The following is a 14,409-nucleotide window of genomic DNA, read 5'->3' on the forward strand; positions in this document are numbered from 1 at the left end:
CGCGGGCCCTTGTCCAAAGGGCCTCTGCTGTTCCGGTCAGCAGGTGACGATCCGCCCGTCACGCACCGTGACTGGCCAGGAGGTGAGGCGCTGTCCGGCGCACGGGCCGCCGACGCAGGCGCCCGTCTCCGGCTCGAACAGCGCGCCATGCCAGCTGCAGGTGATGAAGCGGCCGTCGGGGGTCAGGTAGGCGTCCAGCGTCTGGGCGAGCGGCAGCCCGGCGTGCGGGCAGCGATCGACATAGCCGCGGACCTGGTCGCCGACCCGCACCAGGAAGCCGTGGAAGCGGCCGGTTCGGGTCTCGATCACGAAATTGCGGGCCGTGCCCTCCGCAAGGAGATCCAGGGTGCAGAGGGCGATGCCGGCCGGAGTGGCGGAGAGGCGCGCAAGATCGCTCATGCGGGGTCGGCGTCCGGCTGGCGATCGGGACGGGCTTCGGCGACCGGCTCGAGCGCCAGGGCTGCGGCTGAGCAGTCGCGGATCCTGGGAAAGGGGGAGAGATCGACGCCGAAGCGCTCCGCCGAATAGACCTGGGGTACGAGGCAGCAGTCGGCAAGCGTGGGCGTGTCGCCAAAGGCGTACCGGCCGCCGTGCCGTGCCACCAGCGTCTCCAGCGCGCCGAACCCTTCCGTGATCCAGCGCCCGATCCAGGCGGAGACCTGCGCTTCGTCGGCACCCAAGTCGCTGCGGAGGGTGGTCAGCACCCGCAGGTTGTTGAGCGGGTGGATGTCGCAGGCGATCAGCCCCGTCATCGCGCGCACGGTTGCGCGGCCCCGCGCGGACTTGGGGAGCAGGGCAGGCGCCGGGTGCGTCTCCTCCAGCCATTCGAGGATGGCGAGGCTTTGGGTCACGACCCCCTGGCTGGTCTCCAGCGCGGGGACCAGTCCCTGGGGATTGAGCATGGTATAGCTTTGGTGGCGCTGTGCGCCGCTGCGCAGGTCATGGGGCACTTGGAGATAGGCGAGCCCCTTGAGGTTGAGTGCGATCCGGACCCGATAGGCGGCGCTCGACCGCCAGTAGCCGTGCAGGCGGATCACGCGGCGATCGCGGGCATCACGATGCCGGTGCACGGGCCGAAACCGATCGCGCGATAGCCCGGCGCCTCGGCACGGCCGGCGAGGGTGAGTTCGTCGCCGTCCTCCAGGAAACTGCGGACTTCTCCCGTCGGCAGCGCGATCGGCTCCGCACCGGCGCGGGTGAGTTCGAGCAGGCTGCCGAAGCCCTCGCGCGTCGGCGCGGAGATGGTGCCGGTGCCGAGCAGGTCGCCGGGGCGAAGATCGCAGCCGTTGGAGGCATGGTGCGCGACCATCTGGGCGATCGTCCAGTACATGTGGGTGGCGGCACTGCGGCTCAGCCGGACCGGCGCCATGCCCGCCGCGCGCATCGCCTGGGTGGCCAAGGTCACTTCAAGCGTGATGGCAAGCGCGCCCTCCGCCTGATCCCCGGCGTCGAGCAGATAGGGCAGGGGAGCGGGATCTCCCGCTGGCCGCGCGGGCTGGGCCGTGCGGAAAGGAGCGAGCGCCTCGGCGGTGACGATCCAGGGCGATACCGTGGTCAGGAAGTTCTTGGCCAGGAACGGCCCGAGCGGCTGATACTCCCAGGCCTGAATGTCGCGTGCCGACCAGTCGTTGAGGAGCGACAAGCCCGCGACATGCTCCCCGGCGCTTCCGATTGGGATGGTTTCGCCGAGCGCGTTGCCGGTGCCGATCCACACGCCCATTTCCAGCTCGAAGTCGAGCCGGCGGGTGGGTGCGCGCACGGGAACGTCGGCGTCCGGCGCCTTGAGCTGGCCACACGGGCGCACCAGCGGCGTGCCGGACACGCGCACCGACGAGGCGCGGCCGTGATAGCCGATCGGCACGTATTTGTAGTTGGGCAGCAGCGGATTGTCGGGGCGGAATACCTTGCCGACGTTGGTCGCGTGATGGATGCCGACGTAGAAGTCGGTGTAGTCGCCCACTGCCGCCGGAAGGTGCAGCGTGCATGCCGCGGCTTGGTACAGGCAGCGCGAGACGGCGTCCTGCTGCGCCGGGTCGCTGAGCAGCGCCGACACCGCCCGGCGGAGTGCGCGCCGGGGCGTCGCGCCGAGCGCCAGCAACGCATTCAGCGTCGGGCCGGAGGCGGCGACCGCAGCCTGTTGCGCTTCGCCCTCCAGCAGCCCGCTTTCCGCGAGTGCGGCGAGATCGAGGATTCGGTCGCCGATGGCGATGCCGCCGCGTGGCGCCCCGCCGGTCGAGAAGATGCCGAGGGGCAGGTTCTGGATCGGGAACTCGGGGTGGTCATCCGCGCCGGGCACCCAGCTCGTCCGGGCGGGGTCGTGGGTCTCGTCGATGGTCCAGCTCAACACGGCAACTCCGCCTTGGCGAAACCGGACCAGACCTCGTCATAGTCGAGCTGCATCGTCGGGGTCTCGGTTGCCCAGCGGGTCGGCGCGACCACGTGGCGAGTCTCGAACATGAAGGCCATGGTGTCCTCGATACGGTGCGGCGCGAGCTCGGCGGCGATTGCCTTGTCATAGCTCGCGCAGTCGGGCCCGTGCCCGTTCATCTGGTTGTGCAGGCTGGCGCCCCCCGGCGAGAACCCGCCCTGCTTGGCATCATAGGCGCCGGTCACCAGCCCCATGAACTCGCTCATCACGTTGCGGTGGAACCAGGGCGGGCGGAACGTGCCTTCGGCCACCATCCAGCGGGGCGGAAAGATCACGAAGTCGCAATTGGCCGTTCCCGGCGTGTCGCTGGGGCTGGTCAGCACGGTGAAGATCGACGGATCGGGATGGTCGAAGCTGACCGTGTTGATCGTGTTGAAGCGGGTGAGATCATAGCGGCAGGGCGCGAGGTTGCCGTGCCAGCCGACCACATCGAACGGCGAGTGATCGAGCGTCGTCTCCCAGAGCCCACCTTGGAACTTCTGAACGACGGTGCAGGGCGCATCGACATCCTCGAACCAGGCGACCGGCGTCTCGAAGTCCCGCGGATTGGCAAGGCCATTGGCGCCGATCGGCCCGAGATCGGGCAGGCGGAACAGGGCGCCATAGTTCTCCAGCACATAGCCGCGTGCCCGCCCGTCCGGAAGCGCGATGCGGAAGCGTATGCCCCGCGGGATCAGCGCCACCTGGAGCGGCGCGATGTCGATCTGGCCCAACTCGGTGGTGATCGACAGCCGGCCCTCTTGCGGCACGATCAGCAGCTCGCCGTCGGCCGAAAAGAAGGCGCGCGCCATGTCGGCGGTCGCGGCGTAGAGATGGATGCCGACACCGGTCTGCGCGTCCGGGCTGCCGTTGCCGCCATAGGTGACGAGCGCGTCGAGCCAGTCGGTCGCGACCTCCGGCCAGGGAAGGGGATCCCAGCGCATGCGGTTGGGCGACGGCGGCACCTCCGCGAACGGGCCCGAGCGCAGGCGCGGGGCCGCGGCAGAGCGCACGAACGCCGGGTGCTGGGCGGCGGGGCGAAGCCGGTACAGCCAGGAGCGCCGGTTCTCCGCGCGCGGGGCGGTGAAGGCGGTGCCGGACAATTGCTCCGCATAGAGGCCGAAGGGCACGTGCTGCGGACTGTTGCGGCCGATCGGCAGCGCACCCGCAACCGCCTCCGTCGCGACATGGTTGCCGAAGCCGGGCACATAGGCTGCGCCCGTATGCGCCCCCGCGGGCGTGTGCATCGTCATGCCGCGTTGCTCCGCAAGCCTGCCGTTCCGGGATCAGGCATCGACCTTGATGACCCCGCGGCGGATCTGGTCGAGCTCGATCGATTCGAACAAGGCCTGGAAATTGCCGTTGCCGAAGCCCTGGTTGCCCTTGCGCTGGATGATCTCGAAGAAGATCGGCCCGACCATGTTCTCGGTGAAGATCTGGAGCAGGATGCCTTCGCCGTTCTCGACCGATCCGTCGATCAGGATGCGGTTGCGGCGCAGCCGCTCCAGATCCTCGCCATGGCCGGGCACGCGCTTGTCGACCAGCTCGTAATAGGTCTCGATCGTGTCCTGCAGCCGCACGCCGCGCGCGCGTAGCTTCTCGACCGTCTCGTAGATGTTCTCGGTGGTGAGGGCGAGGTGCTGGATGCCTTCACCCTGATACTCGCGGATGAACTCCTCGATCTGGCTGTTCTCGTCCTGGCTCTCGTTGAGGGGAATACGGATGGCGCCGTCGGGGGCGATCATCGCCTGGCTGAACAGGCCGGTCGCCTTCCCCTTGATGTCGAAATACTTCTGCTCTTCGAACCCGAACAGGCGGCCGTAGAAGCTCGACCAGGTCCGCATCTCGCCACGGCGGACATTGTGGGTGAGGTGGTCAAGCAGGTCGAGGCCTACGGAGTTGCGCGCCTCCGCCTCCTGCCAGCCCGGCACTTCCTGCCACGCGGCGTAGAGATCCTCGCCGCTCTTCACCAGATAGAGGTAGGATCCGCCGATCCCCTCGATCGCACAGGCGTCGGTGCCCAGCGTCCCGCGCCCGGCGTCGACCGCCACGGCGCCCTCCGCCACGGCATGGTCCCGGGCCGCGCGCGGATCGGCGACCCGGAAGGCCATGCCGCTTGCCGACGGGCCGTGGGCGGCGCGGAACTCGGCGGCCTGACCCTCCGGCTCGGCGTTCAGCAGGAGGTTGATACGTCCCTGCTTGTAGCGGGTGACCTGCTTGGTCGGATGGCGGTGCGTCGGCACGAAGCCCATCTGCTCGAAATGTTGGCCGAGCTGTTCCGGATCGGGCGAGGTGAACTCGCAGAATTCGAAACCATCGAGGCCGAGCGGATTGTTCTGCGTGGTCATGCAAAGCCTTTCGGAGCGTTGGTAGATGGGGAGGGGCGGCATCGCCGCGGAAGGCAGCTCATGCGGAGCGCTTTCCTTGCGCGTAGGCCTGGGTGCCCCGGGTATAGAGGTGGTCGGACGGGAGGACCGCGTCGGTCTCGATGTCGGCGGCGCCCGCCAGTTCGGCATAGATCGGGCCGAAGTCGGTGTTCAGCGTCTGGTCGAGCAGGTCCTCGAAGCTGTCGATGACGAAGTAGCTCTGCTGATAGTCGTCGATGCGATAGCGGGTCTGCATCACCCGCTTGAGATAGAACCGGATGCGGTTGGGCGAGGGATCGTCGAGCGCGAACTGCGACTCGCCGTAGGAGGAGACGATGCCGGCGCCATAGAGCTGGAGCGCATTACCCGCCCGGACGAGTCCGAACTCGACCGTGTACCAGTAGAGCCTCGCCAGCTTCGCGATCGTGCCCGCCGCAGCGGCGCGCTGCCCGCCTTGGCCATAGGCCTGCATGTAATCGGCAAAGACCGGCTGGGTGAGCAGCGGGACGTGGCCGAACACGTCGTGGAAGACGTCGGGCTCCTGGAGATAATCGAGCTGGTCAGGACGCCGGATGAAGTTGCCGGCGACGAACCGCCGGTTCGCGAGATGATCGAAGAACACGCTGTCGGGGACGAGCCCGGGCACCGCCACGACCTGCCATCCGGTGGCCTTCATCAGCCGCTCCGACAGTTCTTCGAAGTCGGGAATGCCGGGCTTGGAGAGGCGCAGGATGTCCAGGCCCTGCAGAAACAGCGGTGTGACGCGCCCGGGAAGAAGCTGCGCCTGGCGCTCGAACAACCTGTCCCAGGTGGCGTGATCTTCCGGCGTATAGGACTCCCACCGCTGGGGGATGGTCCAGTCCTTGGCGGCGCCCGCCGGTGGTGTGCCCGGATCCTCGCTCATGCCGACACGATCTCACCCAACGCCGATGATTGCTCATCATTCGAGGCGGCTTTATCGTCTCGGCTGAAATGGGTTCGCGAGGATCGCCGGGAAGATGAAACAGGATCGCGCGATGGATGCGGTCGATCGCCGAATCGTCCGGCTCTTGCAGGAGGACGCGACACTCAGTCACGCCCAGCTTGCGGAGGAGGTCGGGGCGTCCCCGGCTTCCTGCTGGCGGCGGGTGAAGGCGCTGGAGGCGGCCGGCATCCTCGGGCGCACCGTCCGGCTCGTCGATCCGGAAGCCGTGGGCCGCGGCGTCAACGTGATGTGCAACATCCGCATGCGCAGCCACGCGGCCGAGGCGCGGCAGAGCTTCGAGGAGTTCGTCCGGGGCCGGCCGGAGGTGGTGGAGTGCTTCTCCATGTCCGGCGAGTGGGACTATCTGCTCCGCATCGTGGTGGCCGACGTCGTCGACTACAACCAGTTCCTGATGCAGACGATGCTGGGCCACCCCTCCGTCGCCGGCGGATCGTCGCACTTCGTGCTGGCAACCACCAAATACACGACGGCCTTACCAGTGTGATAGCTTCCGGGACGCAAGGTTCCGCTCCACTCAAGACGCGGCTGGAGTGCGGCTTCCGCGTTCCGCGTCGCGGGCGTTGAACCGTCATACCGGCAGGACGGTGGTCGACTTGATCTCCGACAGGGCGACGGTGGAGATGACCTCCTGCACGCCGGGTACGCGCGACAGCTTGTCGAAGAAGAAGCGCTCATAGGCCTCGATGTCCTCGGCGACGACGCGCATCAGGAAGTCGACCGGCCCCATCAGCACGTAGCATTCCAGCACTTCCGGAAAGGCGCGGATCGCCTCGGCGAACTCGTCCAGGTGGGCGCGGCCATGGGCGTTGAGCTTCACCTGCGCGAAGACATGCGCATTGAGCCCGATGGCCCGCCGATCGAGCAGCGCCACGCGCTTGCGGATGATGCCATCCCGCTCCAGCCGGTCGATCCGTCGCCAGCACGGCGAGGGGGAGAGACCCACGCGTTCTGCGACTGCAGCGGTGGGCAGGCTCGCGTCCTCCTGAAGGACGCGCAGGATACGACGTTCGGCATCATCAAGCGGTTGGGGCAATCTATCCTCCATGATGGAAAACATCGGTCAATTCTTGCGCGTACAGCGAAGGCGGCGGTCAACAAAGATCAGTTCGCTCTGCGGGCTCGAGGTATCACTTCGCTGCATCACAGATGAGGGTCCCGCCATGAATGAATTGCTGCCCCCGGAAGCCGTAGTCCGGCTCGACGACCCGCAGACGGGCTTGCGGGGCTTCATCGTCCTGCATTCCACCGTGCTCGGGCCCGCCGCGGGCGGCTGCCGGTTGTGGCACTATGCCGACGAGGCGGCCGGGAGCGAGGATGCACTGCGGCTCGCCGCGGGCATGACGATGAAGAACGCGCTGGCCGGGTTGCCGCTGGGCGGCGGCAAGGCCGTGCTGATGCTCCCCGAGGCGCCGTTCAGCCGCTCGCAGCTGTTCGAGGCGTTCGGGCGCGCGGTCGCAGCGCTCGACGGGCGCTACGTGACGGCGGAGGATGTCGGCACCAGCGTCGAGGACATGGCGGTTGTCGCAGGGCGGACGACCCATGTCGCCGGCCTGGCTCGGCAGGGCGAGCGGCCCGGCGGCGATCCTTCCCCCTGGACCGCGCGCGGCGTGTTCCGGGCGATGGAGGTGGCGGTCGCGCGACGGCTGGGCAAGTCGCTGGCAGAGGTGACGGTGGCGGTGCAGGGCGTCGGCCATGTCGGCATGGCGCTGTGCGAACTGCTGCACGCCGCCGGTGCACGGCTGGTGATCGCGGAATCGCGATCGGAACTGGCGGCGCGGGCGGCAACCCGCTTCGGAGCGGTCCTGGTGTCCTCCCGCGCGATCTCCGGTGTTCGGGCGGATGTCTTTGCACCCTGTGCGCTGGGCGGCGTGCTGAACGTTGCGACCGCCACCAGCTTGCAGGCGAAGGTCGTGTGCGGTGCTGCCAACAACCAGCTGGCGTCGGCGGAGGTGGGGGAGCTGCTGGCGAAGCGCGGCGTGCTCTACGCACCCGACTATGTCGTCAACGCCGGCGGCATCATTAACGTGGCGGCCGAATATCTCGGCTGGAGCGAAGCGGTGGTGCCGTCCCGCGTCGACGGCGTCGCCACGCGGCTGGGCGAGGTGCTGGACCTGGCGGAGGCGGAGCGGCTTTCCCCCGCGCGTGCGGCCGCGTTGCTCGCGCGCGAGGTGATCGTCCAGGGACGGCAGCCTTGCGACAAGGCGAGGCTCGCTGCCTGAGGGGGAGGGCGATGCGCGTGACGGTCACCGGCGCCGCCTCCACCTCGCTGCTGCTGCGCGTCGTCAATCTCGTCGCGCTGCATGACCTGGCGTTCGCTACCCTTGCGGCGGAGTTGGCGGATGGCGGCATGGTGATCCGTCTCGACCTGGCAGACGGGGCGCCGCCCGCAGAGGCGAGCCTGGAGAAGCTGCGCGCGCTCGTCGAGGTCGCCAGCGTCGAGCTGACCGATCAACCGGGATGCTGACGCGCGATTGCGAAGGCGCATTGCCTGCGAAGCCGCGGCCGAGCATGTTGCCCGAACAACGGGAGGGGCGACATGCGGGCACTCGGGTTATTGGTTTTGATGACGGCGTGGCCGGCAGGCCTGGCGGCGCAGGAGGCCCTGCCGCCGCCCGCCGCCGCCCCCGGTGCGGCAAGCGCGCAGGGCGACGTTTCCGTCACCATCTACAACAACGACGTGGCGCTGGTGCAGGACGTGCGCGTCCTCGATCTTCCTGGCCGGCGAATTCGCCAGGACTTCCCCGACGTCAGCGCGCAGATCCGGCCGGAGACCGTGTCGCTTTCCGTCGCCGATGCCGCCATCGTGGAGCAGAATTTCGACTATGATCTGCTGAGCCCGTCGAGCCTGATGGAAAAAGCGGTGGGTGAGACGATCACCCTGGTCCGCACCAACCCTGCCACCGGCGTGGAGACGCGCGAGCGGGCGCGAGTGCTGGCGGTGAACGGCGGCGTCGTGCTGGAGATCGGCGGTCGCGTGGAGGTGTTGCGCGACGACGGCCTGCCGGTGCGCGCGGTGTTCGACCGGGTGCCCGAGTCCCTGCGCGCACGGCCCACCCTTTCCGTAACGCTGGCGAGCGAGCGTGCGGGCAGCCGCCCGGCGCGACTGTCCTATCTCAGCCGTGGCCTCGGCTGGAGCGCCGACTATGTCGCGCTCTTCGACGACAAGAGCGGCACCGTCGATGTCCAGGGCTGGGTGACGCTGCGCAACACCAGCGGCACGACCTTCAACAATGCGAAGACGCTGCTCGTCGCAGGCGATGTCGGAAGTGCCGAGAATCCGGACACCTATGCCCCTAGGCCGCGACGCGGGACACAGGTGCGGCCCGGCACGGAATCGGCGGCGCGCGAGCAACTCGGCGACTTCTATCTCTATCCGCTGGCTGCGCGGACCACGATTGCGGACAAGCAGACCAAGCAGGTCAGCTTCCTCGACAGCAAGGGGGTCGCCGCACGCTCCGGCTATCGGTTCGAAAATCCCTGGCTCGGAACCGCGAACGAGCCGCGCAGCGCACAGAGCGTTCTCTACTTCGCCAATTCCGGCGCCGCGGGACTCGGGGACGCGCTGCCGGCAGGAACGGTTCGCGTCTATGTCCGCGATGCGCGCGGCCAGCCGCAGTTCACGGGCGAGAACCGGATCGACCATACCCCGCAGGGCTCGACCATCGCGCTGCCCACGGGCGACGCGTTCGACGTGAAGGTGCAGCCGACGACGGTTTCGCGCACGCGCCTGAGTGGGGATCGCTGGCGCACCCAGCTGCGCTATCGCCTCACCAATGCGCGCGCCCGCGCCGTGACGGTGGAGCTGGTCCAGGCTGGGTTGGGCTGGGCCGACACCCGTATCCTCGAGGAGAGCCGGCCAAGCGAGCGGCGGGATGCCGGCGCGGCCGTGTGGCAGGTGCCCGTCCCCGCCAATGGGGAGGCGGTGGTCACCGCGACGTTCGACACGCGCTACTGATGCGCGCATCGGCATTTCTGGCGGCGATGGTCGCCACCCTTGCGCTGCCGCGACCGGCAGCGGCGCAGGAGCGCGTCGTGACGTCGCGCGCGCCCGAGCATGTCGGGCTGACCGTCTATCGCGCGCCCTTCGGCCGGGGCGGCATCAACCTGCGCTATCTGGGGGGCTTCGCGCTGGTGACGGAGACGCGGCGGGTGAAGCTGCCGCGCGGGCCGGCGACGCTCCGTTTCGAAGGCGTGGCCGAAGGCATCATCCCGGTGAGCGCGGTGGTGGAGGGGCTTCCGGGAGGTGTCGTGGAGAAAAACCGCGACGCTCGCCTGCTTTCCCCCGCCTCGCTGGTCGACGGCACGCTCGGTCGGCAGGTGACGCTCACCCGCACGAACCGGGCGACCGGGCGGACCGTAAGCGAGGAAGCAACCCTGATTGCCGGGCCGCGGCCGGGTGTCGTGCTCCAGACCGCGGGAGGCATCGAGGCGCTACGGTGCTCCGGCCTTCCGGAGGCGCTCTCCTTCGACGGTACGCCCGCGGGGCTGACGGACAAGCCGGTGCTGAGCGTGGCCGCGGTGTCCCCCGTGGCCCGTACGGTGACGGTCCGGCTGAGTTACCTGGCCTCCGGCTTCGACTGGCGCGCGAGCTATGTCGCCACGGTCGCGGCCGATGGCCGCACGCTTGATCTCTTTGCGTGGCTTACTCTGGCGAACGGCAACCCTGGGTCGCTTGCCAAAGCCGAAGTGAATGCCGTCGCCGGTCGGCTGAACCGGGTGGACGTGCGTGCGCTCCCCGAAGAAGCGGGAGCCTTGTCGCTGACTTGCTATCCGCTCGGCACCACCACTTCGGACTTGCGGAGCGAGGCCTTCGAGCCCGCGGAGGAGATCGTGGTCACGGCGGCCCTGGCCAGAGTATATGCCCCGCTGCCTGTGGCGGCCCCGCCGCCACCGCCGCCGCCACCGCCGCCGCCACCACCGCCCGAGGATTTGGGGGACCTGAAACTCTATCGCGTGCCCGAACCGGTGACGGTTCAGGGCCGTGCCCAGAAGCAGGTCGCGCTGCTGGGGCGTACGGGCGTGCCCTTCGAACGGCGCTACCGGCGCCCGATCCCCGTCGGTGCGACGCTCTCGCCCATGCCCACTGCCGTGGTGCTGGTGATGCGCAACCATAAGGAAGCCGGCCTCGGCCTGGCCCTGCCGTCCGGGAGCACGGCGGCCTATGCCGAGCGGCAGGGGGGCGAAACCTTGCTGCTGGGGCTGGGGGCGCTCGACGACCGGGCGGAGGGCGAAACCTTCCGGATCGGGGCCGGCATCAGCACGCAGGTGCTGGTCGAACAGCGGACAGAGAAGCCAGGCGAGGCGCGGATCCGCGTGACCAATGCCAATCCGTTTCCCGTGGCGCTGGAGATACCGATACAAGTCGGCACTGCCGACGTGGATCTGAAGATCGAGGGGGAAGCTCCCGTGGCAGCGGACGGGCTCCGCACCTGGTCGCCGACGGTGGCGGCGGGTTCGGAGGCGGAACTCCGCTACCGCTACTGATCGGGAACGGAGCTTTGTGCGCCGGCGCCGGGTTGGCCGCAGCGCTGCTCGAACAAGCCTTGGGGGAAATTAGCGCCTCGTTCTGTTGATACTGCTAGTGACTCGCAAGTTGCCTTCGGCTAGAGGCCCCGCAACATCAAAGGGGGATCCGAATGCGTTTGCCGAAGAGCCTGTTGTCGAGCGTCGCCATCGCCTGCCTGGGCGTAGCCACCGCCCATGCGGCGCCCGTAGCCGACGGCGCGCAGGTGCGGTCGGAGGACGCAAGCAGCGACGAGGTGGTCGTGGTCGGCAAGAGCTACGGCCGCGAGGTCGGCAAGACCGTCACCCCGCTCAAGGACATGCCCAATACGGTCACGCTGATCGACCGGGAACAGATCGAGGCGCAGAACCTGTTCACGCTGGAGGACGCGATGACCGCGACCAACGGCATCACCGTCACCGGCATCGGCAGCGAGGATCCGTCCTTCATGTCGCGCGGCTTTGCGATCACCAACTACCTGATCGACGGCGTGCCGACGCTGTCGTTCGGCTTCCCGGGGGTGGTGCCGGACCTGTTCGCCTATGACCGGCTGGAAGTGCTGCGCGGGCCTGCCGGCCTGTTCAGCGGATCGGGCAATCCGGCAGGCAGCATCAACCTTGTGCGCAAGCGGCCGCTGGAAGCGTTCAAGGTCCAGGCCTCGGCCGGCTATGGCAGCTACGACAATCTGCGGCTCGAGCTCGACGTTTCCGCCCCGCTCGGCGATCGCGCCGGGGTGCGCGTCGGCGGCATGCTGCAGGACCAGGACCAGTTCTTCGATGTCGCCCATCGCAACCGGCTTGGCTTCTATGGCATCACCGCGATCGAGATCGGCGACCGGACGACCCTGACGATCGGGGGGAGCTATGACCGCTTCAAGCCCGCGATCCAATCCGGGCTTCCGGGCTATGCCGGCGGAGCCGACGGCAGCGAGGGCCGCCTGCTCGATGTCGACCGTTCGACCTATTTGGGCGCCGACTGGAACCGGTTCCGCTCGGAGACCTGGACCGCCTACGCCGAGCTGACGCACCGGGTGAGCGACCGCTGGACGCTGCGCGCGACCGGCCTGATGACCGACGTCGATCGGATCGACGTCTACAGCTACATCGGCAACCAGGCTGTGACGCCTGCCAACGGCGGCAACACCAACCACATCGCCTATCGCGGCGACAATTTCGCCAAGACGCGGTCGTTCGACATGAACGGCGTCGGCAGCTTCCCCCTGTTCGGGCGCGAGCAGACGCTGATCCTGGGCGCCGATTATCAGGCGTCGGATTATGACAGCTATTTCACGCGGCTTTCGAACTACGCGCGCATCAACGTGTTCGATCCGGTTTCGCCGACCGAGCCGCCGCTGAACCCCTATGGCCCGCTGCCCTATTACCCGGTGCAGGGGAGCAATGCGACCTGCCCGAACACCAGCACGCCGATCACGCCCGCGCCGGTCAATTGCGTCCTGCAGTCCTATGGCGGCACCAGCACGCTCGTCGAGCAATACGGCCTCTACGGCCAGATGCGGCTACAGCCGGTCGAGGGGCTGACGCTGGTCGGCGGCGGCCGCCTCACCTGGTGGGAGCAGACGACGGAGACCCTGCTGCCCACTCCGGCCGCGCCGCGCTCCACAGGCGTGGATGCGCAGCTCACGCCCTATGCGGGCATCGTGTGGGACGTCACCCCGAACCTCAATGTCTACGGCAGCTATGCGGACAGCTTCACGCCGCAGTCGGCGCCCGCCGGCCGCACGCGTCCGGATCGCGAACCGGTCAAGCCGCTGATCGGCGACCAGTATGAGCTGGGCACCAAGCTGGCGCTGATGGACAATCGCCTACTGCTTTCGGCGGCGGTCTATCAGCTCACGCAGAGCAACCGGCTTTTCAACCCGGCCGACGAGCCGACCATCGTGCTGCAGGTCGGCAAGGTCCGCGCACGCGGGATCGAGGCGGAGGCGACCGGCGAGATTCTGCCCGGCTGGCGGATCAACGGCGGCTATACCTATACCAAGACCGAGTATCTGGAGGACACCCAGCCGCAGTTCGAGGGGCTGTCGCTGACGCCGATCATTCCGAAGCACATGATCAAGGTCTTCACCAACTATGCTCCGCAGGACGGGGTGCTGGCGGGCGCCAGCGTCGGCGGCGGGCTGACGTGGTTCAGCGAGACTTCCGGAGGAACCCCGTCGATCATCGGCGCGAACGGACAGCCGACGATCTCCACCGTCGTGCGCCAGGGGGCCTATGCCGTGCTCGACCTGCGTGCCGGCTACAAGGTCAACGACCAGCTTTCCTTCTCGATCAACGCGAACAACCTACTCGACCGCAACTATTATTCGCGCATCTCCTCCACCGGGCGCGGCAACTACTACGGCAGCCCGCGCACGGTGTTCGCGACCATCCGGCTCACCTACCCGTGAGCGCCCTCGCTTTCTCGAAAGGACCCTCTGCCATGAAGAAGATGCTGTTCGCCGCCCTGCTGCTGGGCCTCTCGACGGCGGCTCAGGCGCATGAAGTCTGGATCGAGCGCGACGGCGACGGTCCCGCGCGCATCTACCTGGGGGAACCCGCCGAGGCGATGCCCGCGGGCGGCGATCCGGAGTTCGCCAAGCTGAAGGCGCCCAAGCTGCTGAAGGCGCCGAATGCCCGGTTGGAGCGCAAGACCGGCTATCTGGAAGCGGCGCTTCCCGCAGGGGACGTGCGCGCGTGGGACGACACGGTGTTCGCGCCCTGGGGCGAGCCGGGCAAGCAGGAGTCGGTGGTCTATTACGCCCGCGCGGGGCGGACCGAGACGCGGGCTGCCCTTCCGTTCGAGTTCGTGCCTGCCACGGCGGGCGCCGATCGCTTCCGCCTGGTACGCGACGGCAAGCCGGTTGCCGGGAACGAAGTCACGCTGATCGCACCCGACAAGTCGACGCAGAAGCTGGTCACCGATGCCAAGGGCGAAGTGACGGCGCCGGCCGGCGCGAAGGGGCGGTATCTGCTGACGGCGGCGCTCAAGGACGAGGGCGCGTACACGACGCCCGCGGGCCCGGTCGCGGTGCTGCATCGCATCACCACGATCAGCTATCTGGCCAACTGACAAAAACGGCAGCTTCAAGGGCCGAAGCGCTTGAGGCTGCCGTCTGCAGTGGCGGGGTCGGGGGAACCCCGGGGAAGCG

The 14,409-nt window shown here is 68.3% G+C and carries 14 protein-coding genes; 7 read left to right on the plus strand and 7 right to left on the minus strand.

The window, feature by feature from the left end:
- Positions 1-36 precede the first annotated feature (36 nt).
- From MHZ35_RS03165 to phhA, 6 genes are read right to left on the minus strand one after another with little or no spacing between them, the layout of a single operon-like run.
- A complete protein-coding gene (locus MHZ35_RS03165; RefSeq protein ID WP_239434348.1) occupies positions 37-399 on the minus strand; it encodes a Rieske (2Fe-2S) protein in 363 nt (120 codons plus the stop codon).
- On the minus strand, positions 396-1,070 hold the full coding sequence (gene maiA, locus MHZ35_RS03170; protein ID WP_239434349.1) for a maleylacetoacetate isomerase: 675 nt from the start codon (positions 1,068-1,070) through the stop codon (positions 396-398). Before maiA ends, MHZ35_RS03165 begins: the two co-directional genes overlap by 4 nt.
- Positions 1,034-2,347, minus strand: a complete 1,314-nt coding sequence (fahA, locus tag MHZ35_RS03175) for a fumarylacetoacetase (RefSeq protein ID WP_239434350.1) — start codon at positions 2,345-2,347, stop codon at positions 1,034-1,036. The genes maiA and fahA overlap by 37 nt, the downstream gene beginning before the upstream one ends.
- Positions 2,341-3,660 carry a homogentisate 1,2-dioxygenase gene (gene hmgA, locus MHZ35_RS03180; protein WP_239434351.1) on the minus strand — a complete coding sequence of 440 codons (1,320 nt, stop codon included), beginning with the start codon at positions 3,658-3,660 and terminating at the stop codon, positions 2,341-2,343. The genes fahA and hmgA overlap by 7 nt, the downstream gene beginning before the upstream one ends.
- Before the next feature lie 33 nt (positions 3,661-3,693).
- Positions 3,694-4,755 (minus strand): 4-hydroxyphenylpyruvate dioxygenase, encoded by a 1,062-nt coding sequence (gene hppD / locus MHZ35_RS03185; protein ID WP_239434352.1) that lies wholly within the window; start codon positions 4,753-4,755, stop codon positions 3,694-3,696.
- 58 nt (positions 4,756-4,813) lie between these two features.
- Positions 4,814-5,677, minus strand: a complete 864-nt coding sequence (gene phhA / locus MHZ35_RS03190) for a phenylalanine 4-monooxygenase (protein WP_239434353.1) — start codon at positions 5,675-5,677, stop codon at positions 4,814-4,816.
- 94 nt (positions 5,678-5,771) lie between these two features.
- Between phhA and MHZ35_RS03195 the strand changes: the two genes are divergently transcribed.
- Entirely contained in the window at positions 5,772-6,242 is a 471-nt protein-coding gene (locus MHZ35_RS03195; RefSeq protein ID WP_239434354.1) for an Lrp/AsnC family transcriptional regulator, read from the plus strand.
- A gap of 84 nt (positions 6,243-6,326) precedes the next feature.
- Here MHZ35_RS03195 and MHZ35_RS03200 read toward each other — a convergent pair whose 3' ends face one another.
- Positions 6,327-6,803, minus strand: coding sequence for an Lrp/AsnC family transcriptional regulator (locus MHZ35_RS03200; protein ID WP_239434455.1), 477 nt, complete (start codon positions 6,801-6,803; stop codon positions 6,327-6,329).
- Between the two features lie 115 nt (positions 6,804-6,918).
- Here MHZ35_RS03200 and MHZ35_RS03205 point away from each other — a divergent pair, with 115 nt between their 5' ends.
- The 6 genes from MHZ35_RS03205 to MHZ35_RS03230 all read left to right on the plus strand — a co-directional run bounded on the left by MHZ35_RS03205 (position 6,919) and on the right by MHZ35_RS03230 (position 14,330).
- Positions 6,919-7,977 (plus strand): Glu/Leu/Phe/Val family dehydrogenase, encoded by a 1,059-nt coding sequence (locus MHZ35_RS03205; protein WP_239434355.1) that lies wholly within the window; start codon positions 6,919-6,921, stop codon positions 7,975-7,977.
- 11 nt (positions 7,978-7,988) lie between these two features.
- Positions 7,989-8,222 carry a hypothetical protein gene (locus tag MHZ35_RS03210; RefSeq protein WP_239434356.1) on the plus strand — a complete coding sequence of 78 codons (234 nt, stop codon included), beginning with the start codon at positions 7,989-7,991 and terminating at the stop codon, positions 8,220-8,222.
- Between the two features lie 99 nt (positions 8,223-8,321).
- Positions 8,322-9,713 carry a DUF4139 domain-containing protein gene (locus MHZ35_RS03215; protein WP_239434357.1) on the plus strand — a complete coding sequence of 464 codons (1,392 nt, stop codon included), beginning with the start codon at positions 8,322-8,324 and terminating at the stop codon, positions 9,711-9,713.
- Positions 9,713-11,242, plus strand: a complete 1,530-nt coding sequence (locus MHZ35_RS03220; protein ID WP_239434358.1) for a DUF4139 domain-containing protein — start codon at positions 9,713-9,715, stop codon at positions 11,240-11,242. The genes MHZ35_RS03215 and MHZ35_RS03220 overlap by 1 nt, the downstream gene beginning before the upstream one ends.
- A 152-nt stretch (positions 11,243-11,394) precedes the next feature.
- Entirely contained in the window at positions 11,395-13,668 is a 2,274-nt protein-coding gene (locus MHZ35_RS03225; RefSeq protein WP_239434359.1) for a TonB-dependent siderophore receptor, read from the plus strand.
- 32 nt (positions 13,669-13,700) lie between these two features.
- A complete protein-coding gene (locus tag MHZ35_RS03230) occupies positions 13,701-14,330 on the plus strand; it encodes a DUF4198 domain-containing protein (protein WP_239434360.1) in 630 nt (209 codons plus the stop codon).
- Positions 14,331-14,409: the final 79 nt, after the last annotated feature.

It is taken from the genome of Sphingomonas sp. ACRSK (assembly GCF_022346685.1).
Taxonomy (GTDB): domain Bacteria; phylum Pseudomonadota; class Alphaproteobacteria; order Sphingomonadales; family Sphingomonadaceae; genus Sphingomonas; species Sphingomonas molluscorum.

What these genes read in the sequence shown, in the direction of transcription:
- MHZ35_RS03165 (WP_239434348.1), bottom strand. Translation starts at nt 399, where the DNA reads ATGAGCGATCTTGCGCGCCTCTCCGCCACTCCGGCCGGCATCGCCCTC.
- hmgA (WP_239434351.1), bottom strand. Translation starts at nt 3,660, where the DNA reads ATGACGATGCACACGCCCGCGGGGGCGCATACGGGCGCAGCCTATGTG.
- hppD (WP_239434352.1), bottom strand. Translation starts at nt 4,755, where the DNA reads ATGACCACGCAGAACAATCCGCTCGGCCTCGATGGTTTCGAATTCTGC.
- phhA (WP_239434353.1), bottom strand. Translation starts at nt 5,677, where the DNA reads ATGAGCGAGGATCCGGGCACACCACCGGCGGGCGCCGCCAAGGACTGG.
- MHZ35_RS03195 (WP_239434354.1), top strand. Translation starts at nt 5,772, where the DNA reads ATGAAACAGGATCGCGCGATGGATGCGGTCGATCGCCGAATCGTCCGG.
- MHZ35_RS03200 (WP_239434455.1), bottom strand. Translation starts at nt 6,803, where the DNA reads ATGGAGGATAGATTGCCCCAACCGCTTGATGATGCCGAACGTCGTATC.
- MHZ35_RS03205 (WP_239434355.1), top strand. Translation starts at nt 6,919, where the DNA reads ATGAATGAATTGCTGCCCCCGGAAGCCGTAGTCCGGCTCGACGACCCG.
- MHZ35_RS03210 (WP_239434356.1), top strand. Translation starts at nt 7,989, where the DNA reads ATGCGCGTGACGGTCACCGGCGCCGCCTCCACCTCGCTGCTGCTGCGC.
- MHZ35_RS03215 (WP_239434357.1), top strand. Translation starts at nt 8,322, where the DNA reads ATGACGGCGTGGCCGGCAGGCCTGGCGGCGCAGGAGGCCCTGCCGCCG.
- MHZ35_RS03220 (WP_239434358.1), top strand. Translation starts at nt 9,713, where the DNA reads ATGCGCGCATCGGCATTTCTGGCGGCGATGGTCGCCACCCTTGCGCTG.
- MHZ35_RS03225 (WP_239434359.1), top strand. Translation starts at nt 11,395, where the DNA reads ATGCGTTTGCCGAAGAGCCTGTTGTCGAGCGTCGCCATCGCCTGCCTG.
- MHZ35_RS03230 (WP_239434360.1), top strand. Translation starts at nt 13,701, where the DNA reads ATGAAGAAGATGCTGTTCGCCGCCCTGCTGCTGGGCCTCTCGACGGCG.